This is a genomic window from Jeotgalibacillus soli (genome assembly GCF_000829435.1).
Lineage (GTDB): Bacteria > Bacillota > Bacilli > Bacillales > Jeotgalibacillaceae > Jeotgalibacillus > Jeotgalibacillus soli.
The window spans coordinates 339793-364548 of record NZ_JXRP01000018.1 but is presented as its reverse complement, the minus strand read 5'-3'; the positions used below and the strand labels follow the sequence as shown (position 1 = coordinate 364548).

Annotated in this window: 23 protein-coding genes, 2 pseudogenes and 1 riboswitch; of the genes and pseudogenes, 9 read left to right on the top strand and 16 right to left on the bottom strand. The window is 37.2% G+C overall.

Translation table 11 applies throughout. The features are described 5' to 3' along the window. Nucleotides 1-17 precede the first annotated feature (17 nt). From KP78_RS12230 to KP78_RS12200, 7 genes are all read right to left on the bottom strand, one after another. On the bottom strand, nt 18-1139 hold the full coding sequence (locus KP78_RS12230; RefSeq protein WP_052474786.1) for an XdhC family protein: 1122 nt from the start codon (nt 1137-1139) through the stop codon (nt 18-20). A 7-nt stretch (nt 1140-1146) separates the two neighbouring features. Next, on the bottom strand, nt 1147-1932 hold the full coding sequence (locus KP78_RS12225) for a response regulator transcription factor (RefSeq protein ID WP_041089340.1): 786 nt from the start codon (nt 1930-1932) through the stop codon (nt 1147-1149). 880 nt (nt 1933-2812) lie between these two features. Beyond that, complete coding sequence (gene trhO / locus KP78_RS12220) at nt 2813-3784, bottom strand: oxygen-dependent tRNA uridine(34) hydroxylase TrhO (protein WP_422723711.1); 972 nt, start codon at nt 3782-3784, stop codon at nt 2813-2815. Between the two features lie 209 nt (nt 3785-3993). After that, the gene (locus tag KP78_RS12215; protein WP_041089336.1) at nt 3994-4131 is read right to left on the bottom strand and encodes a YvrJ family protein; all 138 of its coding nucleotides are present in this window, start codon (nt 4129-4131) and stop codon (nt 3994-3996) included. Between the two features lie 55 nt (nt 4132-4186). Continuing rightward, nucleotides 4187-4405, bottom strand: a complete 219-nt coding sequence (locus KP78_RS12210) for a DUF2922 domain-containing protein (protein ID WP_041089334.1) — start codon at nt 4403-4405, stop codon at nt 4187-4189. A 34-nt stretch (nt 4406-4439) separates the two neighbouring features. Next, a complete protein-coding gene (locus KP78_RS12205; protein ID WP_041089332.1) occupies nt 4440-4658 on the bottom strand; it encodes a DUF1659 domain-containing protein in 219 nt (72 codons plus the stop codon). A 68-nt stretch (nt 4659-4726) separates the two neighbouring features. Further along, the gene (locus KP78_RS12200; RefSeq protein ID WP_041089330.1) at nt 4727-5533 is read right to left on the bottom strand and encodes a helix-turn-helix domain-containing protein; all 807 of its coding nucleotides are present in this window, start codon (nt 5531-5533) and stop codon (nt 4727-4729) included. 243 nt (nt 5534-5776) lie between these two features. Here KP78_RS12200 and KP78_RS20090 point away from each other — a divergent pair, with 243 nt between their 5' ends. Continuing rightward, the gene (locus KP78_RS20090) at nt 5777-5926 is read left to right on the top strand and encodes a hypothetical protein (protein WP_157841494.1); all 150 of its coding nucleotides are present in this window, start codon (nt 5777-5779) and stop codon (nt 5924-5926) included. 554 nt (nt 5927-6480) lie between these two features. Continuing rightward, a complete protein-coding gene (gene cidR, locus KP78_RS12195) occupies nt 6481-7380 on the top strand; it encodes a cidABC operon transcriptional activator CidR (RefSeq protein WP_041089328.1) in 900 nt (299 codons plus the stop codon). Between the two features lie 210 nt (nt 7381-7590). Here the strand turns inward: cidR and KP78_RS21100 are convergent. Beyond that, a pseudogene (locus KP78_RS21100) lies at nt 7591-7674 on the bottom strand (DUF6366 family protein); the annotation flags it as partial. A gap of 456 nt (nt 7675-8130) precedes the next feature. On the opposite strand from KP78_RS21100, the gene KP78_RS12190 reads away from it, so the two are divergent. The 4 genes from KP78_RS12190 (at nt 8131) to KP78_RS12175 (ending at nt 11854) form a co-directional block, all read left to right on the top strand. Continuing rightward, nucleotides 8131-8649: an acyl-CoA thioesterase gene (locus KP78_RS12190; RefSeq protein WP_041089326.1), complete on the top strand. Its 519-nt coding sequence runs from the start codon at nt 8131-8133 to the stop codon at nt 8647-8649. A gap of 15 nt (nt 8650-8664) precedes the next feature. Then, on the top strand, nt 8665-9036 hold the full coding sequence (locus KP78_RS12185) for a hypothetical protein (protein ID WP_041089324.1): 372 nt from the start codon (nt 8665-8667) through the stop codon (nt 9034-9036). 392 nt (nt 9037-9428) lie between these two features. Further along, nucleotides 9429-9530: riboswitch (purine riboswitch) on the top strand. 175 nt (nt 9531-9705) lie between these two features. Further along, entirely contained in the window at nt 9706-10299 is a 594-nt protein-coding gene (locus KP78_RS12180) for a xanthine phosphoribosyltransferase (RefSeq protein WP_041089322.1), read from the top strand. Between the two features lie 31 nt (nt 10300-10330). After that, the gene (locus KP78_RS12175) at nt 10331-11854 is read left to right on the top strand and encodes an NCS2 family permease (protein WP_041089319.1); all 1524 of its coding nucleotides are present in this window, start codon (nt 10331-10333) and stop codon (nt 11852-11854) included. A gap of 135 nt (nt 11855-11989) precedes the next feature. Here KP78_RS12175 and KP78_RS12170 read toward each other — a convergent pair whose 3' ends face one another. The 5 genes and pseudogenes from KP78_RS12170 to KP78_RS12155 all read right to left on the bottom strand — a co-directional run bounded on the left by KP78_RS12170 (nt 11990) and on the right by KP78_RS12155 (nt 15656). Beyond that, nucleotides 11990-12175: a hypothetical protein gene (locus KP78_RS12170; protein ID WP_041089317.1), complete on the bottom strand. Its 186-nt coding sequence runs from the start codon at nt 12173-12175 to the stop codon at nt 11990-11992. 237 nt (nt 12176-12412) lie between these two features. Beyond that, nucleotides 12413-12847 (bottom strand): membrane lipoprotein lipid attachment site-containing protein, encoded by a 435-nt coding sequence (locus KP78_RS12165; protein WP_041089316.1) that lies wholly within the window; start codon nt 12845-12847, stop codon nt 12413-12415. A 314-nt stretch (nt 12848-13161) separates the two neighbouring features. Next, a pseudogene (locus tag KP78_RS12160) lies at nt 13162-14277 on the bottom strand (IS4 family transposase). A 153-nt stretch (nt 14278-14430) separates the two neighbouring features. After that, the gene (locus KP78_RS20700) at nt 14431-14598 is read right to left on the bottom strand and encodes a PspC domain-containing protein (protein WP_422723710.1); all 168 of its coding nucleotides are present in this window, start codon (nt 14596-14598) and stop codon (nt 14431-14433) included. 254 nt (nt 14599-14852) lie between these two features. Then, nucleotides 14853-15656, bottom strand: a complete 804-nt coding sequence (locus tag KP78_RS12155) for a CAP domain-containing protein (RefSeq protein WP_041089314.1) — start codon at nt 15654-15656, stop codon at nt 14853-14855. Nucleotides 15657-16251: 595 nt separating this feature from the next. Here KP78_RS12155 and KP78_RS12150 point away from each other — a divergent pair. Next, nucleotides 16252-17919, top strand: coding sequence for an alkaline phosphatase (locus tag KP78_RS12150; protein WP_041089312.1), 1668 nt, complete (start codon nt 16252-16254; stop codon nt 17917-17919). A gap of 853 nt (nt 17920-18772) precedes the next feature. On the opposite strand, the gene KP78_RS12140 is transcribed toward KP78_RS12150, so the two are convergent. Together KP78_RS12140 and KP78_RS12135 are read right to left on the bottom strand one after the other, a co-directional pair. After that, nucleotides 18773-19564, bottom strand: coding sequence for an SDR family NAD(P)-dependent oxidoreductase (locus KP78_RS12140; RefSeq protein ID WP_052474785.1), 792 nt, complete (start codon nt 19562-19564; stop codon nt 18773-18775). A 264-nt stretch (nt 19565-19828) separates the two neighbouring features. Beyond that, nucleotides 19829-21562, bottom strand: a complete 1734-nt coding sequence (locus KP78_RS12135) for a methyl-accepting chemotaxis protein (protein WP_268747523.1) — start codon at nt 21560-21562, stop codon at nt 19829-19831. A gap of 261 nt (nt 21563-21823) precedes the next feature. Between KP78_RS12135 and KP78_RS12130 the strand changes: the two genes are divergently transcribed. Together KP78_RS12130 and KP78_RS12125 are read left to right on the top strand one after the other, a co-directional pair. Then, nucleotides 21824-22036, top strand: coding sequence for an alpha/beta-type small acid-soluble spore protein (locus KP78_RS12130; RefSeq protein WP_041089304.1), 213 nt, complete (start codon nt 21824-21826; stop codon nt 22034-22036). 611 nt (nt 22037-22647) lie between these two features. After that, nucleotides 22648-23076 carry a DUF2621 domain-containing protein gene (locus tag KP78_RS12125; protein WP_041089302.1) on the top strand — a complete coding sequence of 143 codons (429 nt, stop codon included), beginning with the start codon at nt 22648-22650 and terminating at the stop codon, nt 23074-23076. A 226-nt stretch (nt 23077-23302) separates the two neighbouring features. Here the strand turns inward: KP78_RS12125 and KP78_RS12120 are convergent, their stop codons facing one another. Continuing rightward, nucleotides 23303-24457, bottom strand: a complete 1155-nt coding sequence (locus KP78_RS12120; RefSeq protein WP_052474784.1) for a sensor domain-containing diguanylate cyclase — start codon at nt 24455-24457, stop codon at nt 23303-23305. Between the last annotated feature and the right edge of the window lie 299 nt (nt 24458-24756).

The following is a 24756-nucleotide window of genomic DNA, read 5'->3' as shown; positions in this document are numbered from 1 at the left end:
CCCCCAAATCTTTGGATTTATGTGTTCAATAACACCTCACATCCTCTCTGAGTTTCCACTAAAGGGTGTGATTTCACGTCACTAAGCCTTGAACCTGTTCCCCCGCGATACACGAGCATGATTTCGGCTATTATACTCAATGCGATTTCTTCAGGCGTTTTTGAGCCAATATCCAAGCCAATCGGACTATGAATTTCATCAATTTTCATATTCATTTCAAGACTCATACTCGTTTTAATTAATTCATTCGTTCTTTTTCTTGGGCCAAGCAGTCCGATGTACGCTGCGTCTTTAGTCAAAATATGCTCCAGTATGAGCTGATCCTGCAAAAAATTATGCGTCATTAAAATAACATAGGAGTTCCTGTTAAGTTCAATCACAGGAGCTGTTCCAGCAGGATAAATGAGTAGCCGATCCGCCTCTGGAAAATTCTCTTCCGTTGCAAATGCCGGTCTGTAGTCCAACACCGTAACCTGCCAATTTAATGATTTCGCCATTCGCACAATTGGAACAGCATCAGGTCCAGCTCCAAAAATCATAAGCTGCGGAGGCGGGGTCGTACATTCATAAAAAACTTGAAGTTCGCATTTCTCCTCTATCATGCTTCGACCATTTTTCAGCGTTTCCCGCTGATGTAAATAGTCGATGAGGATCTCCTTATTTTCTATTTCGGGAAATTCTTCCGATTCAGGATCAATCATCCATTTCGTTCCGACTAATGATTGTTCAGCAGACCTAATAATGGTTATACAGTGCATCGGTTTCATTAACGCAGCTTTATAATACGCATCAATACTGACGGCTCTTTCGTATTCCTGCTTTGGAAGAAAAGGCTCAAGAAAAATATCCATTTTGCCGTTGCAGCCTAATCCAAGGCCCCAAACAAGATCACCCTCATCTTGAAAATCATACTCAACGATTTGCGGAATTCCTGATTCTATTATTTGAAAAGCGTATTCCTTTAAATCCCCTTCAACACATCCGCCGCTTAGAAGCCCCGTGATTTTTCCATCCTCATGAATGAAGCATTTGGCTCCTGTTTTTTGATAGGTAGAGCCCTCTGTGGAAATGATGGTTCCGATTACACCACTTAACCCGTTTTGTATACATCTTTGTATTTCCTTTTGAATGGCAATCATAATTTTTTCACCTCCCGCTGTCAGCTTTTAAAGATGCCCTTGATTTCCAGTGAAATTGTTCCCGATATTCACTCGGTGTTTTTCCTACAATTTTTTTGAATGCTGTGGCAAAATAACTTGAATTTGCAAAACCGGTGTTGTTTGCAATCACTTCAATTGGCAAAGAAGAAAGCCGAAGCATTCCTTTTGCTTTTTGAACCCTGACAAATGATAAATACTCAACAAATGTCATTCCAGTATCTTCTTTAAATAGACGGCTGAAGTAGGAAGGGCTCAAATACACAAGATCGGCTATTCCCTTTAATGTTAGTTGTTCGCCGTAGTTCATTTGAATATACTGGATCGTGCTTTCGATTGGATTTTTGATATCTGATAAAAACTGACCCGATCGTTTATTGGTCCCCATATTTAATTCCGAACTAATCTCTGGAGCCAGCACCCGGTCAAATGTTTCAATTAACTCATTTTTTGAAAGCGGTTTCAATAAATAAGAAGAAAAACCAGAGTTAATCGCGTCTTGAGCTAGTTCAAACATCTTTAGCTGAGTGGCGACAATTACCGGCAGCGAAGGATACAATTGAAGTGCTGTTCTCCCGAATTTAATACCATCCATATCAGGTAAAGAGAGATCGATAATAAGGGCACTTGGCTGACTTTGCTTTAAAAGGAGCAGGCCTCTTTGAACTGTACTTGACTCATATATAGATAAGAAGTGATATTTACTTTCTTTTACGATCGTACATATCTCCCGTCTGGCTAGTTGATCATTATCAACAATCAGCAATTCAGCCAATCTTTCTCCCCCTCTACTCAAATCTTATTAGATTTCGCTAAGGAATGGTTTCATTATTTTGCTTTATATTATTTAATTTTAATTATTTTTTATAATTTTCTAATTATTTTAAATGTTATTAAATCAAGCTGCACCTATGTTTCAATTTATCACTTTTTACTCTTAGAATTCTTATTATTTTTCAGTATTTTTACAAAATATCCCAAATAAGAACCGCTCCTTGTGTTCAACCTGGGTTTAAATGCCCCTAGGATCAGGGCCTTTGGAATTAAATGCTTCATCAAGACGTTTTGTTATGCTTTAGGGTCAGTATAAGTATAAACGTTAAGATCAGAGCTCTTCGTGATGTACACAACTTATTGATAATAGATACCTTTCTATGAATCGAATACATAGGAAATGACGATCCGATGCGCATTGGTCTCTTACAGTACGTTCAAGTCAGTATCATCATAGATATAGTTCGTGGTAAAGCGGCTAAATTCCTTCTAAACTCGCCGATCGGATTGGGCGTACTAGTATTCTGATCTTATAAGCATAGGGTCTTTCTTGTGCAGGATTAAAAGGAAGGCATATGGATCATATAAGTATGTAAAATGATCGATAAGGACCTTAGGGATTTCGTATACTCCTTGAACAATCAGCCGTCCTTCAATGCTCCATCCATATCAAAAGCCTTATGAGAGTCGATCTCCTAAGGCTTACTTTTATTGAAACATTAAAGAAAACGATAATAGCCAATATAGTACGTGCTAGTACCCTTCGAATTATCCGTATAAAGTGACATTATCTAGTTATTAATACAAGAAAAAAGGACTCTCCTGGAGTCCTTTTTCTTGTATTTTATCAACTTTTAGTAATTACAGGTTCACATTAAACGTCAGCATACTGCGGTTTTAGCTGCAGACTCAATTTTGTGCAATTGCACTTCAACCTCTTCAGCCGTTAGACCGTGTTGAATCACATAGCGATTTCTTTCATCTACACGGCATTCATGTGAACAGCTTCTCAGATAGAAGGCTTCATTCTCTTCTGAACAAAGTATTTTCTTGTTGCATGCAGGGTTGGCACAGTTTACATAGCGCTCACATGGCTCTCCGGTAAAGTAGTCCTTTCCGACGACAACGTGCTCCACTTGATTGACTGGTACACTGATTCTTTCATCGAAAACATACATCATTCCATCCCAAAGCTTGCCTTGAACTTCGTCGTCCTTTCCGTACGTTGCGATTCCTCCATGCAGCTGGGAAACATCTTCAAAGCCTTCCTCAACCAGCCAGCCTGAAAACTTTTCGCAGCGAATTCCCCCTGTACAATAGGTGAGAATTTTTTTGCCTTCAAACTGTTCTTTGTTTTCACGAATCCATTCAGGAAGTTCTCGGAAGTTCTGAATTTCCGGTTTAATGGCCCCTCTAAAGTGGCCTAGATCGTACTCATAGTCGTTTCTTGCATCAATAACGACCGTATCCTCTGCTTGCATTTGCTCATAGAATTCTGCTGGAGAAAGATATTTACCGGTTGTTTGAAGAGGATTAATATCATTTTCTAAGCGAAGTGTCACGAGCTCTTTACGATGACGCACCTTCATTTTTTTAAAGGCATGTTCTTCTGATTCATCAATTTTAAACACTGTGTCATGGAAGCGGGGGTCGTTCCTCATTGCCTCCATATAGCTTTCAGTTTGTTCTTTGGTTCCAGAAACAGTTCCATTGATTCCTTCATTTGCTACTAAAATACGGCCCATTAAACCAATTTCATCACACAACGCTTTATGTTCTTTCGCAAACTCAGCTGGATCTTCAATGGTTACATATTTATAGTACAGCAATACGCTGTATTTATTTTTTTCCAACACAATACGCCCACCTTATCATTAATTGCAATAAAAACAGTTGCTGCCTACGAATCGTGTTTTTATTGTATTTTTTATTATAACAAATGTAATTCTACTTTTTCTACAAGGTTGATCCAAAAAAACGAACCCTTTAAGGATCCGTCTGCATATGCTATACATAAAGCGTACTTAACAAAGCTTTGGTACGATTGTTTTTCTTCAAGAGGTTATAATTTAATTCTTTCAGGTAAATGCTGAATGGATTGAATGACCGCTTCGAGCTTTGCTTCGATCCTGTGCAGAAGATACAGCGTCACAATGATTGGAAATCCTAGCTCACTGATAAATGACATCCATTGCTCCATTTATTCTCCTCCTTTATAAAAAGATGGCCAAGCAACGCTTGACCATCTCTACTTTTTACACGATTTCTACTTGCGTTACTTCACGCGCAACCAGTCTAGCACCTTTTATGGCAACTAGTCCGCCTGATGGTGAAGTAAAGGCATTTCCTGCGATAATGGCCTCCATCGCCGCTTTAATAGCAGCAGGATCTATAGATTCCTTTGGTGCCTCGATGCTGATGGATGATGTTCCGCCTTCTTGCGTTGTAAATTGCAGCTCCAATGTTTTAATCACACTGTCTCCTCCCTTCACTTTCTAGATTTTCACATTACTGAGCAACAGCGGCCTTTTCAAGGCGGTTCACTTCAAATAAAGCATAGTCACTCAATGAAGCAATAGCAGCAGCGGTATTGTACAGCTCTTCTGGTGTAACCGTTAAGCGAACGCGGTTGAACGTTTTATTTTTCAAAATCGGCATACCCTCGTTGCCAAGTCCCGCTTCAAACACAAGGCGAAGCTTTACATCATTTACAAAAATTTGTGCCATCCTGCTCACCTCCCTTCACCCTCTATATAGCTGTTCATCCTGCCAAGAGACACCCCTGAGTAAAAAAGTTACGATTCAAGCCAATTAAAAATAGGATTTTTTTGTCTTAAAGCCGTTAGCGCCGCCTGCTGCCAAGCCCTGTATAAATAGCTGTTGAGCGAGCGTACCTTTCCTTGCTTTGCCTTTAATATTACTCCGTGCCAGGCTTCAATAAACGGTTCAGGACTTTCCTCAATTCGCAGGTCCTTTGCAACCGATGCCTTTGCTCGGAGCAGCAACCCATAATACGAATACATGGCTTCTGCATCGTTACTGAAATATTTGGACATGGCAGTGAAAATTTCTTCAGGAATTTTTTTGGATAGAACGGACGCTGGCACAGCCGTATCTTGTAAATTCTTTAAAGGATCTTTTTGCTTAAAAGAAGTAATGGTTTCATTTGAAGAATTTCGAGGTTTATTACTTGTGGCAGTAGAGGTTTCAGCAGAAGTGCGACTGGACAATTCCGACTGGTCATTATGTGTATATTCAAGACATTTTTCAGCCTTTTCATCATAAGATTGAATAATGATGACATTGGCTCCTTTTCCTCCGCTGACTTTTCGGATCGTTGGGATTTTTTTAATCATCCTCTTGGATTCCAGCAGTATGAGAAGACGTCGTATTGTTTTTTCAGAGCAGCCCATATGCTCTGCCATCGTCGCTGCTTTTAAATGAGCAGCACCCGGAAATTTAACCGCATAACGGCTGATCAACTGAAAAAGAATTCGTTCAGCTTCCTTCATATTATGAGCATTTTCAGAAAGATGCTTCTTTACCGCGCGATTCAGCTCTTCTTTTGAATGAAATGTTTGATAATACGGCAACCAGGACATTGTATCCACTCCTTTTCACTTGAGGTTGATCAATTAAATGACTCCCTACACTAGTTAGATAGCGAAAAGCAGCGAGAAAAGACACCGTCCCAATTAAAATTTCAAAATAGTAATCACCAAGTATACATTCATTTGATGTGAGTTTTTATAACTTATCCATTATAATAATTCAGCCTTTTGGCGGATATATATATTTTTAATTTTCAGTTAATATAATTATAACAATGAAAGGAGGGACTCTGAATGCGCAAACTTGACGATTTTTTAGGCGAGGAAATGGATATGCTCACGGAAGACTATGTCACGGTCACTGCGGACGACGAAAATTTTTACAGTGTTCGACGTGAAAATTTACATCAGTTGGTCTCCCTTGGCTACAAACAAATTCAGTAAGACATTCAGTCTCGCCAAGGAGTTTAACCTTCTTGGGTTTGGTTTAGGTCATCGAAAAGAGTCCGAAAATCCTGAATTTAAGGATACATCGGACTCTTTTATGTTGTACTTATTAATAAAATTTCGCATATCTCTTCACCTAAACCAAGCTATGAAGATTTTCACATCACTCATACATACTATTCTTCCTTTATTGAATGCTAAATCGTTGAACTTAGAGAATTATATTTATATATGTATCATAAATTTCTACAAAACATCGTTCAATTAAAGAAACATTCAACCTAATTTAATAGGATTTGAATTAAAAATAGTTTAATACTCTAAAATATGGTGAAATATTTAAAGACGATAAATTTTTTTCTTTATTCACATTTTTAACACTTATCTTGATCATTCCGTTGAATGCTGCAGCAATTATTTTTGTTTATTCTTTACAATAATCATTAAATAGAGAAAAAAGCAGATAGATCAATAGGACAAACACCCAATTAATTCATTGAAACTGCTCCTTAGTAATACTCCAAAAAATAGCTATAAGCAGGTGTACGAAATTGGATATCAAACATTTACAATATTTTATTGAAGTATCGAATTTTAATAGTTTTTCCCGTGCAGCAGACCACTTATTTATTACCCAGCCCACCATTAGTAAAATGATTAAAAACCTTGAAACCGAGTTGGGAGTGGCTCTTTTTGACCGTTCCCGTAAACAGTTAACCTTAACTGATGCAGGACAAATCATTTTGGAGCAAGCAAAATTGATTAACAAAGCATTTAATAATTTGGAAACGGAATTAGACAATCTTACGGGGCTGAAAAAAGGACATATACGGATTGGATTGCCTCCAATTTTTTATGCGCATTTTTTCCTAAAAATTGTTAGCAGCTTTCACGAAAAGTATCCTGGGATTACTTTTCAGCTAGTAGAAGATGGTTCAAAGAAAATTGAAGAAGACGTAGGAAACAACCTTCTTGATGTTGGTATTATTGTTCTTCCTACTAATAACGACATCTTCGACCATTTCTCTTTTATGGAAGAAGACCTAAAGCTCATCCTTCACCCGGCACACCCCCTGGCAGATAGGGAGGAAGTCCATTTAGCTGAATTGATTAATGAAGCTTTCATTTTGTTTAATCAGGACTTCGTCTTAAACGATCGAATTATTCTTTCTTGTAACAATGTAGGCTTTACGCCACACATAATATCTGAAAGTTCTCATCATTCTTTCATTGAAGAAATGGTCGCGTTCAAACTTGGAATCTCCCTTTTACCGGAGAGTATCTGCCATAATCTAAATAAAAATGTACGTTCGGTTAAAGTAGTAAACCCATCAATAAGCTGGAACCTAGCGATTATTTGGAAAAAAAATCAATACCTCTCCTATGCTGCAAAAGAATGGCTGCAGTTTACAAAACAACAGCTTACAAAGGGATCTCAAGATGATGAATGATATGCTCCCAGATTCATGAAGACAGTTCAATTAAATTGAATTGTCTTTTTTATTTACGCTGTTTTCGTATAGATTGTTGCTTTCTTGACCGTACTGTAATAAATGATAGAAAGTTATACTCTATCTAAAATTGCTGAAAAACTTCACATACACATTTCTACTGTATTTTATTGAAGACACAAAATCTTGAATGCATAAGGAAGTCTTGGATTAAATAAATTCAAAACCTATAATAATTACAAGTATAAGTACCTCAGTGACTTTCCAACCTAAACTACCTGCTAAATTAACAAGATTTCCATTTTCTTACCTGTTAAACGCATCGTTCATATTTTCAGTTGGACTTTTTTTCAATTCGTCTTGTTTTTATCTTTCTCTTCTTCTTTCAGGAGTTTCTTTATCTTTACTCATTACCACACCCCGAATTTGTATAATCTAACATATATAGATTAATTTTCTTTAAACAAATCTATCCTAATGGATATATAATTAATTTTTAGCATATTATAGGAAATTAATAAATGTCCATATTTTTAAAAAACAATCCTTTAGAAAACAGCCTTTATTTTTTAAAAATACTGTATACAAGGCATAGGTTGAAGCGTTTCCATAGATAAAAGCTATGATAAAGATAAAAAATAACCATTTTACTTACGGTACAGCGCGGCATACACTTGCATCAGGAAAAAAACTGAATTAATTAAAAAATTGATCTTATATCCTGATTCTAAACATGAAAGGAAGCAAAAAATGGATGTGAAAAAAGTAAATGAAAGTCGTATTGTTAATACAGCACAAGTATTATCCTGCGATTTAAATAACTATAATACGCTGTTTGGCGGCGTTTTGATGAAAAAGCTCGATGACGCGGCAACTTTATCAGCCCGCAGGCATTCTAGAGTTAAGGAATGCGTAACTGCATCTACGGATCATATCGATTTCTTATGCCCTATTCATCAAACTGACTCAGTTTGTGTCGAATCCTTCGTCACATATACTGGAAAGAGCTCTATGGAAATTTTTTGTAAAGTTATCGCAGAAGATATGATGAATGGTGTGCGCCGAATTGCCGCTACGGCATTTCTGACATTTGTAGCCTTAGATGAAAAGAAACGGCCAGTTGAAGTTCCCGGTATCATTCCACAAACAGAAGAAGAAAAATTTCTTTATAAAACCGGTAAAGAAAGAGCAGAAATGCGTAAATTAAGAAGACAGAAAAGTAAAGAATTAGCTGAAAATATTTCATTGGATAAACCTTGGGACAAATAAAAGGAGGAAGCATCAATGATAACTTTATCAAGTCTTAATGAGTTAAAAGCAGCTGAAGAAGCCTTAGAAAAGTTTAAAAAAGACTATCCTAACCTTTTTGATAAACTGTTGGATATGGTTAATCTTACCCGTGCCCTTCAATTTAAATACCATTACCTTGGGTGTTTAATAATGAATGAAAATCCTGGAGCAAATACCCCTAAATTTGTATACCGCTCTGTTCTACGTTTGTTTAAAAAGGAAGTTCAAAAATTGAAAGATGACCGTGATTTCCAAGTATTAAAACAAACTTTTTCTGAACATAAAAGTATTGGTTATTCAAAAATAAGTCTCTTACTACTCGAAATGACACCCGAATCATTAGTAGGCACATCTAGTATTAAATAAAATACCCCTATCACTTCATCAAAAAGCAAAATAATTAATAGCTTACATGTTTTATTATCAATGCTTAGACCTTTATTCCATCTTTAAAGCAGAAGCAGGGATCATTCACAAGGTTCCTGCTTCTGCTTTTTTGCTGCCTTGATAAATTAATAGATTTCATAAAACACCTTTTTCCTCCACTCTGAATTATACAAAATTAGTCAGATCTTCAATCAAATCTTAAAAGGATTAATCAGCAGCAAAATAGGTGTTTTTTTCTTTAATCTCTCAATTTGTAAACCAAATAAAGATCCCTCATAAACGAACAGAATATTTTAAAAAATTAAATTGATTCGTTTTTTGGATATTTAGGTTTTATTTTCACGTGATTTCCTTTATAATCTCACTCATACACAAACAATCGAATGAAAACTCATATAATCGTAGGGATATGGCCTACAAGTTTCTACCAGGTTACCGTAAATGACTTGACTATGAGTGATAATCTTGCATCGTTTCCAAAAAAGCCAAAGGTTATATTGGGAAATATGGTCTTTATTTATTTAAATTAGACCCGAATGTCAGGCGATCACTTGCAGTTTAAAGTGGCCTTGACGTTCGGGTTTTTTATTTTTTTATGAGCTTGATTTTATAACAAATGATCGTTATACACTCCAGGAGGCGAAAACAGTGAAAGAATTAGAAAAGGCTATTATGGAAAGAGGAACGGTTTTAAGTGATGGCGTATTAAAGGTTGACAGCTTTCTAAACCATCAAATCGATACACAGCTTATGATCAATGTCGGGAAGGAACTCGCAAATCGATTCCGTGATAACCAGATTACAAAAGTATTGACAATCGAATCATCTGGTATTGCACCTAGTTTTATGGCAGCAAATGAATTGGCTGTACCTCTTGTCTTTGCCCGCAAGAAAAAATCGCTGACGATGACAAATGATGTGTACACGAGCAGTGTTTACTCCTTTACTAAACAAGAAACAAACGAAATAACAGTTTCTAAAAATTTCTTATCAGCTGAGGATCGTGTGTTGATTATTGATGATTTCCTCGCGAATGGACAGGCAGCGATTGGCTTAACCAAAATTGTGGAGCAGGCCGACGCTACAGTAGCAGGAATTGGCATTGTGATCGAAAAGTCATTCCAGGACGGCAGCAGTAAACTAAAAGAAGCCGGTTATCTAGTGGAATCCCTTGCACGGATCCAATCATTAAAAAACGGAAAAGTAACCTTCCTATCAGACCCAATACTGCTAAACAAATAAAAAATTTTTAAATACGAGAGGAAATAACGACATGAATAAAACTGTCCATTATCCGTGGTATAAAAAAGAAGATACAGACGCCTTTTTTGCTCTATTTCAAAATAACTTAGCGAATTTTGTGATTATCGCTGTTACCATGCTGGGCATGGGATTCTCCGCAGAAATTGTTTTTGGAAAAGTGATTCCAGGTGCTGCGGTTGCTGTAATGGTTGGAAATTTATATTATGCCCACATGGCAAACCGCCTTGCCCAAAAAGAAGGAAGAACAGATGTAACGGCTCTTTCTTATGGAATAAGTACACCTGTTATGTTTGTATTTTTATTCGGCGTTCTCGCACCTGCCTTAGCGTTAACAAATGACCATGAACTCGCATGGAAAATTGCTGTTGCGGCAGCATTTTTAAGCGGCTTGGTTGAAGCTTTAGTAAGTTTATCCGGTAACTGGGTTCGTAATCATCTTCCTCGCGCTGCCATGCTGGGAGCTCTTGCGGGTGTCGCCCTTACTTTTATCGCTGGGGAAATGCTGTTCAATACGTTTTCTGTTCCAGTTGTCGGCCTTGTTTCTCTTATTATAATAATTGTCGGTGTAGTAGGGAAAATGTCGATGCCATTTAAAATCCCTACCTCTCTATTTGCCGTGCTTATTGGGACGATTTTAGCCTTTGTACTTGGCTATCAATCACCTGCTCAAATTACAGAAGGTCTCACACACGTTGGGTTTTATCCAATTTTACCTAGCCTGGCTGCATTTGAAGGAATGAACTATTTGTTCGGAAGTTTAATTGGCTTACTTGCAATCATTCTGCCTATTACGTTATATAATGCAATTGAAACTATGAATAATGTGGACGCCATGGCAGCTGCTGGAGATTCATATGATGTACGTGAATCTCAGGCTGTGGATGGTGTAGGAACGATGCTTGGCGCTGTTTTTGGAGGATTATTCCCTACGACTGTATATATTGCTACAGTAGGTTCCAAATGGATGGGAGCCGGCCGAGGTTATAGCATTTTAAATGCAATCGTATTTGGACTTGCTGCAATGTCTGGAGTGATCGCAGCCTTTTCAGCTATTATTCCTCTCGCTGCTGTTGCTCCAATCTTAGTATTTGTTGGTATTTCTATGGTTGCTACTGCATTTCAATCGAATGATGCAAAATACTTTCCTGCCGTTGCCCTTGCGATGCTTCCGTATTTAGCAAACTATGTGATGACACGTTTTAACAATGCAGCGGGCGACGTTGTATCCAATATATCCGCAGGTATTGTTCCACTTGGTCAGGGTGCCATGTTTACTGGTATTATATTAGGTGCCATAACTGTATATATCATTGATAAGCAGTATAGAAAAGCGAGTATTTTCTCATTAATTGGTGCATTGTTGTCCTTTGTCGGATTCATGCATGCGCCTAAACTTGCTATAAACTCGGCTCCGGACTTTGTCATCGCTTATATACTCGTATCCGTGTTTTTAGGATATTGTGCATATAAACATGCAAAAAGCACTGCCAATGAAGGTGAATTAATAACAGGGAAAGAAAGAGCGGCTTCTTAATTATTCAATTTCATGTTCCCTTTTTGTAATAATGAGCTTAAAAAGCAAGAACCTTTCACTGTTACCCGAAAGGTTCTTGCTTTTTTAATTACTCCCAGCTATAATTATTTTCCTCGTTTCCCTCAATCAGATTGATCATCTATCATTAGGGATTTCTCTCGGGATGTTCGGGATTTCTTTCGGCGGCTGATAGGGTTCTTCCTTTGGCAGTTCATAAGGGGCTTCCTTTGGAATTTCTCCCGGAACTTCTTTCGGGTCCTCAGTAGGCACTTCGTTTGGACCAGGTTGTTCAGTCTCTAAGGTAAAATGAGTTTGTTCCATCCTTATCACTCCTTTTAAACTGTATTCCCCTTTTTCACGTGATTAGTCATCGTAATTGCTTATAAATTGGAGTGTCAATTTACTAGACACCAATTAGATATTGCTTAATCAGTCGATTCGTTACCTGAACCTCTTGTACACCATGAATAAAAACACCAACACAGTTTTTCTAACGTAATTAAATTTGCGTTAACGGACCCCTAGTTCCATAAAGTCTTTAATTTCCACCAAGGTTTATTACCCGCCTGTTACTAAAGAAAAATGTGTCTCTTCATTATTGCTGAAAAGTTTAATATAGTCATATTCTTTATCTAATTTCACTTCATATAAAACTTGATTGTTTAAGTCCTTATTAACATAATCCTTTTTAGTTTCTTGATTGAAATAAATGTTAACTGTATCCTTTTCATTTTTAATGTCAAAGCCACTAAAGAAAATAGCCTCACTTCCTTGTTCCACTAAAACGTTATTCAAGAAAACAAACAATCGTTCTCCTGCATCTTGATAAAGATAAATGCCGTTCTTTTCTTTCACTTCATTGATGAATTTCTGAACAGCTTTGTCAGTAGATTCCATTATAACTTCTGTATAATATAACTCCTTGTTATCAGTGAGTATATTACACCCCGTTAATACAAGCATTAAAAAAATTAAGTATAAAAACTTCTTCATCCTTGCCCTCCTTATTTAAGTAAAAATATTTACAGAGTGAATAAAAAATGAAATAAGTGAACAATCAGGAAAAAATTAATATCCTTAAAAACTAGTAGTGTAAAAGCTATGTTAAAATTTACTGTTGTTTTTTAATATGGAATTTATACCTTTTTGATAATATCTCTTTCCACTAGCGTCGCATAAATAATGACTGAATTTTCCGTCTAACTATCTTTTCTGTCTAGAGACAAAAGGAAATACCCCATAATGGCGGCTCCCTCCATTTGGATTATATTTATAATTAGATCTATGCGACGACGACAGTTTGTTTATTAAGGAATGGCTTTTCCTTCAATTTTTCGAAGCCAAATATGTGCCGGTTTCCACAAAGCAGCCCTTAAATAACAACTAATTTGTAAGGTTTTGCGCTTGCTTTTTGCCTCCATTTGAACGAGCACATGGAGGCAAAAAACAATGAATGCGATAATCACTTGATTTTGAATCGCCCATTCACTTTGACCGTAGAATTTTTTGATATTGAGAGGCTGCTTAATCCATTTGAAAAACAATTCGATTGCCCATCTTGATTTATACACCTCAGATATTTCTTCGGCACTCAAATCAAAACGATTGGTGATGAAAGGAAGTTCATTTCCTTTTGAATCCATCACTTTTAAAAGGCGAAAGTAATTTTCAGTACGGTTTTGAGTGGTCCCAATTAACATCAGTTGATCCGATAAAACAGCCGAATCTTCTGGTAGTTTAAATTCGTAAACTTCCCGTATGACTGCGTTTTTACGTAGTCTAGAAAGAAAAAAGTAGCCATCATCAGTCATCCGGTCAAAGCGCTCGTAGTCTAGGTAACCCCGGTCAAGCACATACATGTACGCCTTATCATCCACCATGATTTTCAAGCTGACCACAATTATGTTCTTTTGCCGTTATTATAACAGCTTTTTCAGGGTAAGATACTCCCTTTTCCATAAAGACAAGGCGCAAATGCAGGTTTACACCCGCTTTTGTTTTACGGAACTTAGCCCATTTATGATTGGTCAAATTAAGTTGCAATGTGCTTATTTCAATGATTTTTAACGGCATAACAAGCTTTGGTATCGTGTTTGGGCATGAATTTGTGCGACTAAATCAAGGAAAAGCCGTTGAAATAGATCTGGATTCATCCCATTTAAATGCCGTGACAGCTGAGAAATACTGATCGAATCAAGGCCAATTCCTTTCTGAAGCTGGTCATCGAAACGACAATCACTCAGCGTATTAAGACTTTCAACTTCTCCGAGCTGTACGTAGAGTAATAATTTTAGAAATGACTCTGTCGTTAATTTTTTCGTATAAAAATCTAATTTCATCATTTTCACCAATTCATCAAATAATTGAAGATTTATTGGTGAAACCCATTGTCCAAATGAAGTTTTTCGTGTAATCTTGTCCATGAGATGTGTCCTTTTTATGGAATTTGGACGGGTTACCACCTGACCTTATCCGTTATAAAGGAGTTTTTTTATACACGAAGTAAAATTATTGAATATTTTGATTGTTTTAAAATTTAATTTTCTTTAATGCAGCACTAGTGATCTCTTTCATATTTATAAAAATTTTTTTGTTAAGGGTTTTCTGTACAAAGAAGGAGGGCTATCAGGCACTGTATAGGGAAGAATGAGATAAATAAGAATAGTAGAAGGTAGAAAGATAACTATTATTCTAACTGCAGTGGAAGATACACCCAGATATTCAACTGCCCCTCCACACTCCAGCTATAGCTACATCAGTTGAAGATTTTTTTATTTTTATTGTATTTTAACACTCCTTTATGAACTGAAATTTGTTATTTTGTTAATTCTGAAACCGTGAGTTTATCATAAATTGAAGAAACGTATCCTGTTACATATTCAGGATCATCTGACCAATAAGAAATATGCATTCAGCTAAAAAAACCCCAATTCAACAGGAGTTGAAATCGGGGTTTTCCATGATCTGATGCACTAATTAATGCCTTTAATTATTTCACTTATTTTCCGATAAACATTTGAGTCCAATAGTTGCCTTGTTCAACATGTCCTACACCGATATGTGTAAACGATGAACTCATAATATTTTTTCGGTGGCCTTCACTGTTCATCCATGCTTTTACAACTTCTTCAGGTGAACGTTGACCCATTGCAATATTTTCTCCAGCAGTCTTGTAGCTGATGCCATATGATTTCATCATATCAAACGGTGATCCGTACGTAGGGCTTGTATGAGAAAAATAGTTTTTTTGTTTCATATCAAGAGATTTATCTTTCGCAACCTTGCTTAGACTTACATCTAGTGTTAATGGCTTTAATCCTTGTTTTGCACGTTCTGCATTTGTCAGATCAACTACCTTTTGTTCAAAAGCTGAAACAGCTTTGTTGTGTGCACTTTGATTAGCGGGTTTTTGGTTTTCTGCAGCTGGTGCTGACTTTTGTGTGCTTTGTTGGTTCCCAGCTTGCTTCTCTTGTGCTTGTGAAGCTGGTTGTTTCACAGCTTGAACTGGTTGAGCTGCCTTTGTCGCAGTAGACTGTTTTGTTGCAGGCTGCTGTTTAGCTGGAGCAGCAGGTTGTTTTACAGCTTGATTTGCTTGAGGAGCTGGAGTCTTCATTCCCCAATTAGTATTACAATCTTTAGGCAAGCGCTGTTGTTGTGCAGCTGATTTTACAGCCTGCTCTATTTTAAAACTATTTAGGTCTTGATTTACATTAACAGCTCCAGAAGATGCTTGTGTTGCTGTAGGTGCTAACAATAATGATGCTGCTAATGCTCCGGAAATAACAAATGATTTAACGTTCATTTTTCTTCCCCCTTGTTTTTTGTTCTTTCGACTACTTCATCCTATCATCTGTTTTTTGTCATATTCATAGTTAAATTTGGAAAAAATCATTACTTTAAATGATTACTAGCTTTTAATGTTCGCTACATAGAAAAAACAACGAAATCTATTGTTGCCAATAGGATTTCCGTTGTTTTCCATATCAGTAAATACGTTTATTCATTGGAAAAGTTCATATAATCAAACTAATTATTTCAGGGAAATGAGTATTGACACGGTTATAAAATCTCATTCTCTATTACACATATGACAAAAATGTAACGTTATTTTCCATTATTTAGATTTTTTTATTTACGTTCTATCTATTCATATTTAAATTGCGCAAAAAATTAATATTGTACAAGTTGCTTTAATTGCAAAAGAGGGCATGACTAATCCCATTCAATTACAACCATTTCATAATAGAAACAATATTCAAGTTAAATATTTCCCTATTTTTTGAATCAAATTAAAAATTTATAATTATTTACAAGACTAAAATTTTTTCTTTACTTTAATAAAGCAATTTCTTAATATACTTACTTTATCATTAAAAACGTAAGATAATAGCGATCTGATGGAGGTATGTACATTGAGTAAAGTGAGTAAAAAAGTAGCCGGGTTATCATTAGCGGGGGCATTGGTTATTTCATCAATAGGGCTTACTTCATTAAAAGAAAACGTTCAAGCAAAAGACAAGCAAAAAGAACCAACAAATGTCATCATGATGGTTATGGATGGAACGAGTGCAGGTGCCACCACCCTTTCAAGATGGTATAAAGGAGACAATCTGGCGATGGATGAAATGATGGCTGGTGGTATGCGTACATATTCTGCTGAATCTGCGATTACCGATTCGGCACCTGCAGCAACAGCACTTGCTACTGGAAATAAATCAAACGATAAATATGTTGGTGTTCTACCTTCTATCGTTAATTCACCAGGCCTCGACCCGGTTAATCCGGAAGATGCCTACAAACCAGTTGCTAACGTATTAGAAGGTGCGAAACAGCTGGGAAAAGCAACCGGCATTATCTCCACATCTGAAATTCAGCATGCGACGCCAGCAGGCTTTTCTGCTCATGTGACGCACCGGAGCAATTACGGTGATATTGCAGAACAGCAAGTTTATCAGGGTATTGATGTCGTTTTAGGCGGGGGAAAAGAAGCTCTTTCTCCAGGAACGACAAAAAATGCTAGACAAGACGGAGAAAATCTATTAGAAGTGCTTGATGAAAACAACTATGACATTGTGGAAAGCCGTGACGAGCTATTAGCCTCTAAATCGAGTAAAATATGGGGAAGCTTTGCGCCAAGTGCCCTTGCGTATGATTTTGATCGAGAAACAATGAAGCCAAGTGAACCTACCTTGGCTGAAATGACTAAAAAAGCCATTAACACATTGAATAAAGATAAAGACGGTTTCTTCTTATTTGTTGAAGGAAGCAAAATTGACTGGGCAGCCCATGGAAACGACACAATCGGAATGATCAGTGATACTCTTGCTTTTGATGATGCCGTGAAGGAAGCCCTTGAATTTGCCAAAGAAGATGGAAACACAATGGTTATTGCTGTATCTGACCATGGAAACAGCGGCATTACACTGGGAAATATGAACACGGACTCCACATACTCAGAAACACCAGTTTCAGCTTACATTGATCCATTAAAGAAAGCGAAAATGACAGTTGAAGGTGCTCTAAGTCAGCTAAATTCAGAGAAATCGAATCTAAAAGAAGTTGCTGCTCTTTACGGACTTGATAATTTAACGACTGAAGAATTAGAAAAACTTAATTCTTCTAAAAACGTAGGATCAGATATGACAAAGATGCTGGCTGACCGCGCGAATATTGGCTTTACAACGGGAGGCCATACAGGAGAAGATGTATTCTTGTATTCTTACGGTCCTTCAAGACCTACAGGTTTAGTTGAAAATACAGATCTTGCTAAAAAGATGGCACAATTTATGGGTTTTGATTTAGAACAATTAACAAACAAACTTTATATGAATGCAAAAGAAGCCTTTGAGAAAAAAGGATATTCAACCCGCATTGACGTTACCGATCCAAATAACCCTGTATTCGTAGCAGAAAAAGGGCGTCAAATAGTGGAGCTTCCTGCAAATAAAAATATTGTTATCACGAAAACTTCTAAGTCGACTCAACAAAAAGAAATAAACGCGATCACGGTTTACAATGGAGATAATTTCTATATTTCTGAACAAGCATTAAAAGCAGTAAAATAGCATAAATATCTCACCTAAACCTGCTTAGTCAACGAAGTGCTTTTAACTATGTTTAATCTTACTTGGTCCACCTTCACCTTGATTCAAGATTGTACAGAAATAGAGGTTACATCGTCCGAACCTCTAAATATGGATGGATTAATCAAGGCTGTCGTCTGTATTGACCTGTATAGCGGTTATCTATACCCCCTGGCCGATCTTTTTATATTACCCGGTGAAATGTTCAGTTTTGGTCTCTTGAAGAGTATTGTAAACGATTCTCCGGATGTTTCAACTACTGTAATTCAGGGTCCAGCCTACTGACGAACAGTGCAATCGGAGCCCTAATTTTCATTGGGAGTTTCCTCTTATTCAGACGAGTAAGAAATGCCCTATCATAAAAAAACAGTGTAAATAGAAACAGCCGCCGCAAGCGGTTGTTTCTTCTTGTCTTTGTTTCTTGGATGTAAACTGGTTTTTTCAGCAAACAGCTTATACAATTACAAAAAGGTTTTATCTAACTGAGTCGGATACACCTGCGGCCATGCGAGCGCACGGCCTTTTCTTTGTTGTCTTATGGTTATTTCACTTACCAAACAAGGTTGCTAAACTTACTCCGATAAAAGCTCCTTTCACCATCAATTATTTTAGCTTTCAGTAGTACGAACCCGATTTTTGCATTTCGGCAACATTCTTTTTCAGACGCTATAGATCAGATTAGAATTCTCACATATGACATTTTTATAGGAAATAAGATGAATCAAAAAAGCTACCTATTAAGGATAGCTTTTTGTTGGATTTATTGATGGTTTTATATTATTTATAATAAAATATCTGGATGAGGATACAAGTTGGCATCGCAAAGTTCTGTATGTTAAAAAGCGCGCAAAGAACCTCCGTTAACTGTGTATTCTGCCCCCGTCACAAAAGATGCCTGATCGGATGCCAGGAAAAGCACGACAGCTGCAACCTCTGCTGGATGACCCATTCGGCCAAGCGGAAGCTGACGGACATTTTTTGCAAAATGAACAATGGCTTCTTCTTTTTCCATTCCAAATTGTTCCGCCAAGCCGTCCGCAAATCCTCCTGGATTGTCCCAAAGAGGCGTACGCGTTGGTCCAGGCGAAACAGAATTAACTCTAATTCCCTGTGGACCAAATTCGTTTGCGAGTGCTTTTGATACGCTTAGCATCGCCGCCTTTAATGCACTGTAGTCGATCAGCATCGTGTCTGGCTGTCTTCCGCTTTCAGACGCAATATTAATAATGGAACCGCTCTTTCGCATCGCCATATAGGGAATTGCAGCACGGCTGGTACGGATCATACTCATCAAATTTGTTTCAAACATTTTCGTCCAATGCTCATCGCTTACTTGCAGGAATCCTTCTCTTGCAGGAGCAATACCTACATTGTTGACCAAAATATCAATTTTCCCGAATGTCTTAATTGCTTGCTGTATCAGCGTGTCCGGTCCTTGAGGTTCGCTTAAGTCTACAGCCACAGGCAGAAGCTGTTTTTCATACCCGAGTTCCTTTAATGAATCGGTTGTTCGGCTGCCTGTGACCACATTCGCTCCTTCATCTAATAAACGCTGAGTAATGGCACGTCCAATTCCTGCGCTTGCTCCCGTTACAACAGCCACTTTGTTTTGCAAACCAAGTTCCATATGTATATTCTCCTTTTTGAATAGGTGTATTGTGAATAATGGCTTTAAACTCTTTCGCCATCTATTTTTAAATATAATAGGAATGACCTGTTTTTTACAAGCACATACAGCACGGAAGAAGCAGGAGTCATTTTCATGACTCCTGCTTCTTCAAATGGCTTCTTCGATTAAATTTATCTAATGATGTTTCTCAAAACACAGTGTTTTCTTCCACTTTATTAGGTAAATTCCCTTATTAATCAAGCGTTTAACTATAGGATTTAATTATTTTATTTTAAAGATCGATACAGAGTTATTCAGATCCTCTGCCAGATTTGCTAGGGATTGTGAGGTTGCTGCTGTTTCTTCACTTGCCGCAGCTGCTTCTTCACTTGCTCCTGCAATACTTTCAATGGATCTCATGACTTCACCCGATTGAGCGGATTGTTGTTCACTCGCCAATGCTATACTGTCTATCGATCTCATGACTTCATTGGATTGTGCAGATTGCTGTTCACTAGCGGCCGCAATCTCATTAACTTTTCCTACCGCTTCACCAACCATTTCAGCGATATAAGCAAATGCCTTCTCTGTCTCATTTGTAGCGCTTACCCCGTCATTTACATATTGAACACTTTGTTTCGTATTGCTTTGTATGCCATTTATGATAACTGTGATCTCTTTGGTTGCGTTGCTGCTTTGTTCAGCCAGCTTCCGGACTTCGTCTGCAACTACAGCAAAACCTTTCCCCTGCTCTCCGGCTCGTGCTGCCTCAATTGCTGCATTTAATGCTAGGAGGTTGGTTTGAGCGGCAATATCGTTAATGACATTAATAATACTGCCGATTTTATTTGCATCCGCTTCTAAGATCGTCATCTGTTCACTTACCTTTGTCATGCCGTCAATAGAAGTTTGGACTACCTGCCCCGCTTCTTTTGAAACCAATAACATGCTTTCAGAAAGACCGGATGTCTCCTCTGCACTTTTTGCAATGGAATCAATCGCCACATTTAATTCCTTAAACTGTTCTTTCATTACTTGCGCTTCACTGGCTTGGCTTTCTGAATTTGTGACAATGACGCGGAACAATTCAGTGATCGTTTGTGCGTCGTTTGCTTGGTTTGAAGCACTGCTTGCAACCTCTTCTGTTGTTGCTGATATTTCTTGTGATGATGCCGATACATTTTCAGCGGATAATAAAATATTTCCTACTGTTTGCCTCAAGCTCACTATCATATCATTGACTGACTTCGCCAATACGCCCACTTCATCTTTTGTTTCGATATCTGTAGTTTCTGTTAAATCACCTTTGGATACCTTATCTACTAGTGCCACAACATTATTTAATGGCTTAGAAATAAGACGAGCAATGAAATAGCCGAATCCAATACTAAATAATATCGCTATAGTAATGATTATGATGGTTGTTACGCTCGTAGAGTTGGCTAATGCCTTTGCTTCTGCATTCGATTGTTCCCCAAGCTGACTATTTAAATCGATTAACTCTTTAATAGCAGTCTGTACTTCATCGCCAGATGCTTTAAACGTAGGTGCTAATTCTAGGTAGCCCTCGATATCATTCTCATTGGCATACCCTTTCGCTTCTTCTAAATAACCGTAATATTCTTCTAATGCTGGTTTTAATTGATCAAGCAGCTGCTGCTCTGATTCGATTACCAATGTACTGCTTTCGAATTTCTCAATAATGGCATTAATCTCTGCTTGAATTTCTGTAAGTCTGTCCTCTAATTCTCTTTTTTCTTCCGGTGTTTCTGCGACAAATACCATATCACGGATATTGACACGTATGCGCTGATAATCCGTTTCAGCAGTTCCTAAGTCACTTATCGGTATGACACGTTCATGATACATGAAATCAAGTTGTTCATTCATTTTCCATAAGTTTATTAGACCAAAAATGCCCACTGACCCTACAATTATTGCCATGACTACAAACGCCGAAATCAATTTCACAGACGTTTTCAAATTATAAAACCATTTCAAGTATGTACACCTCATTTTTTAGTTGGACAGATCAAATTACCTTAGCGTTAGAATATTCTCTGTCCTTACACTTAATTTCGGCAATTTAGATAAAAATTTCATCTTTTTTAAAAGAAAATTTTTTCTCCCTGCGGATCTTTATACTGTCACTGATTGGTCTTCCCAAACTTGTTCGTTTACGCCCCATATCAAACTGGCGACAGTAGGCTAGATAAATTTACTATGTATTATTATTAAAATAAAAATGATATTAAGGTTATAAAGAGAGGTGAGATGATGACTAATCGTGGCAGTCGTAATCAGTTATTAGTACCAGGTGTAGAACAATCACTTGAGCAAATGAAATATGAAATCGCGAATGAATTCGGTGTACAAATGGGAGCCGACTCCGTTGCGCGTTCCAATGGATCCGTGGGTGGTGAAATTACCAAGCGTCTAATTGCTACCGCGCAATCTCAATTAGCAGGAAAATCAGATAATAACAAATAATCCAGTGTCTCGATAAATGTAAAAAATTTACTTTCTTTTTGGTCTTTTTTATCGTTAGGCTTTGTTAAACGTGCCTGTTGATTTTCACTGCAGGCGCTCGCTTTCCGCGGGGCGGGCGGTGAGCCTCACAGGTAGCAGACGCACCTGCTTGGGTCTCACCTGTCCCGCTTCACCCCGCTGGAGTCTCACGTCTTTCTCTCCAATCAACCCTGTGCAAAAATCAACAATGGACTTTAACATAATTTATCTTTAAAATGAGCGTTTTTACCATTAACTCAGCGTTCATTTTTTCTATAAGCAGAGGAATTATTACCTTTCTTTTCTCGCCATTCTATATATTCTGAAAATTTTTTCTTAAGTTAATGCCATGATACATCTAAAGTCATCCATTCATATAAATGATAGAAACCTTTTGGAAAGCAGGAGCATTACGTGCTTTGTCAAAGTCTTTGTTTAAACGATTCATCCTGTTGCTATACATAATAAAATTATAATCTATCTCCGCAAAACCATCACAATTATGTCACGTCCCTCTCTCTCCTTGCCGATGAATAGGTGGTAGACTATAATAAAATTAACAAGACGATGGACGATGATAGAGGTGAAATGCAATGCTTGACGGCTGGTTTTTATGGTTTATATTATTTTGGGTTGTTGTTCTGATTACTTTGTTTTTTATTGGCGGATTTTTTATGTTTCGTAAATTTCTTAAAAGAATGCCGAAGCAGGATGGAAGGTCAGATCTGGACTGGGAAGAGCACTACGTAAATGAAACGCGCCATCTTTGGCAGAAAAGGGAGCTTGAACTGCTTAATGAGCTCGTCAGCCCTGTGCCTGAATTATTTCGTGATGTAGCCAGACAAAAAATAGCCGGTAAAATTGGGGAACTTGCTATAAAGGAAAAGTCTCGTACTATTGATTTAGACTTAGTTGTTAGAGGATACATCCTTGCGACACCAAAAAGAGACCATAAATTTTTAAGAAAGAAAGCAACAGAAATGAAAATTGATTTGGATCCGTATGAGGATTTATTTGCATAAGGAAAACAAAAGCACAGGACCATAGAAATGGACCTGTGCTTTTATCATTCCTATAGATTTATTTCTTGATAGAAAATCATTCATTTCCACGCAAGCATACAATCTGCAAATAAATGGATAATAAAAAACCTAAAGTTCCTTAAATTTCGATAAAATTATTTAGATTGATCCATTTGCAGTCAGCCAAACGGTCTGTATCCGATTAATCCTTAGGAACATCGATCTCTTATGCCGCTCCTTCTTTCACAATCACTTTATTTCTCCCTTCACTCTTCGCTTGATACATTGCTTCATCTGCTAAATTGATTAAGATGGATGGTGTTTGATCCGCTTGTGGCAGCATAGAAGCAACCCCTATACTAACGGTTACATAACCCCCATTTGATAACTCATGATCAATGTGCATCTCTTTAATGCGAATACGAAGGCTCTCAGCCATTTGAACAGCCTCCAGAATACTGGTGTTAGGTAAAATGACCACAAATTCTTCCCCACCATAACGTGCAGGTATTTGCGGATTCATCGTATTCTCTCTTAGTACGCTGGCAACTAAACGCAAACAATGGTCTCCTTGTCGATGGCCATAGGTATCATTATACAATTTAAAGTTGTCGACATCTAAAAAGAGAAGAGAGATGACTTGTTGTTCCTCCCCCGCCTTGTTCCATTCTTTCTCTAAATACTCATCAAACATTCTTCGATTATATAGTTTTGTTAACGCGTCAAAAGAAGAAAGTCTGACTAGTTTTGTTTGAATTCTTTGTAAACGGAAAGAATAGATAAACATAACGCCGACTAAAAGCACTGTCAAGCCGCCGTACACAATCAAATTTTTAGCCCTTTCGCTTGCCACCCGGCTTTTTTCCCATGCGTCATTAATGATTTTTTCGATATCATTTTCTATTTCCATATGAATACTTCGAAATTGATCTAGCTGAGACTTACCGTCATCAATACGGCTTCTCGCTTCCTCTATTTGCCCATTTTGAATTAAAAGAATTTGACTATCATAATACGACTCTATTTTATTTATTTGAGGATATACCTTTTCTTCGATCAATTGCTTCATGATGGGGTATTGATCCTCATGTTTTTTTATTTGATCAAGGTTCCAGTATAATTTTTCTTTTCCCGCGTAATAAGGCTCTAAAAAAGCCTCATCTCCGGTCACTAGGTATCCACGAATTCCTGTTTCTTGATTTAGCAGCTGAGTCATTAGATCACTCGCTGCCTTAGAGATTGGAATAACGTCTAATACAATTTTATTGCTTTCTTGTTCCAAATTTAAAAAAGCGTTATAACTCCAGATACTCGTTAAAGCCAGTAAAAGCAGGACAATAAACAAATAGATTTGCATAAAAGTTAACTTTGGAGTTTTCATGGGTTCCCACCATTTCTGTTGTTATGTAAGCTTTAATAAAAAAATAATAAAAAGAACTAAAAAAGTATTAAAATACGCTGATTTAAAAGAACAAAAACCCCCCTCAAAATAATAGTTCTATTTACACAAATAAGTTAAATTAATTTTATCATCTCCTTTCAATTCTATACAAATATCAATGTTTTAAACTATAGGTTATGTGAATTTTAATATTGTTTTACTTTTCAAAAGTAGAATACCAGTCTATTTACATTAGATTAATTAAACGGAATTCTGGAATTTATATGTTAGTATTATTT

What these genes read in the sequence shown, in the direction of transcription:
- KP78_RS12125 (WP_041089302.1), top strand. Translation starts at nt 22,648, where the DNA reads ATGCTTGACGGCTGGTTTTTATGGTTTATATTATTTTGGGTTGTTGTT.
- KP78_RS12150 (WP_041089312.1), top strand. Translation starts at nt 16,252, where the DNA reads ATGGAGGTATGTACATTGAGTAAAGTGAGTAAAAAAGTAGCCGGGTTA.
- KP78_RS20090 (WP_157841494.1), top strand. Translation starts at nt 5,777, where the DNA reads ATGCGCAAACTTGACGATTTTTTAGGCGAGGAAATGGATATGCTCACG.
- KP78_RS12215 (WP_041089336.1), bottom strand. Translation starts at nt 4,131, where the DNA reads ATGGAGCAATGGATGTCATTTATCAGTGAGCTAGGATTTCCAATCATT.
- KP78_RS12175 (WP_041089319.1), top strand. Translation starts at nt 10,331, where the DNA reads ATGAATAAAACTGTCCATTATCCGTGGTATAAAAAAGAAGATACAGAC.
- KP78_RS12135 (WP_268747523.1), bottom strand. Translation starts at nt 21,562, where the DNA reads ATGAGGTGTACATACTTGAAATGGTTTTATAATTTGAAAACGTCTGTG.
- KP78_RS12205 (WP_041089332.1), bottom strand. Translation starts at nt 4,658, where the DNA reads ATGGCACAAATTTTTGTAAATGATGTAAAGCTTCGCCTTGTGTTTGAA.
- KP78_RS12170 (WP_041089317.1), bottom strand. Translation starts at nt 12,175, where the DNA reads ATGGAACAAACTCATTTTACCTTAGAGACTGAACAACCTGGTCCAAAC.
- KP78_RS12230 (WP_052474786.1), bottom strand. Translation starts at nt 1,139, where the DNA reads ATGATTGCCATTCAAAAGGAAATACAAAGATGTATACAAAACGGGTTA.
- KP78_RS12190 (WP_041089326.1), top strand. Translation starts at nt 8,131, where the DNA reads ATGGATGTGAAAAAAGTAAATGAAAGTCGTATTGTTAATACAGCACAA.
- KP78_RS12165 (WP_041089316.1), bottom strand. Translation starts at nt 12,847, where the DNA reads ATGAAGAAGTTTTTATACTTAATTTTTTTAATGCTTGTATTAACGGGG.
- KP78_RS12200 (WP_041089330.1), bottom strand. Translation starts at nt 5,533, where the DNA reads ATGTCCTGGTTGCCGTATTATCAAACATTTCATTCAAAAGAAGAGCTG.
- KP78_RS12185 (WP_041089324.1), top strand. Translation starts at nt 8,665, where the DNA reads ATGATAACTTTATCAAGTCTTAATGAGTTAAAAGCAGCTGAAGAAGCC.
- KP78_RS12120 (WP_052474784.1), bottom strand. Translation starts at nt 24,457, where the DNA reads ATGAAAACTCCAAAGTTAACTTTTATGCAAATCTATTTGTTTATTGTC.
- KP78_RS12140 (WP_052474785.1), bottom strand. Translation starts at nt 19,564, where the DNA reads ATGGAACTTGGTTTGCAAAACAAAGTGGCTGTTGTAACGGGAGCAAGC.
- KP78_RS12130 (WP_041089304.1), top strand. Translation starts at nt 21,824, where the DNA reads ATGACTAATCGTGGCAGTCGTAATCAGTTATTAGTACCAGGTGTAGAA.
- KP78_RS12155 (WP_041089314.1), bottom strand. Translation starts at nt 15,656, where the DNA reads ATGAACGTTAAATCATTTGTTATTTCCGGAGCATTAGCAGCATCATTA.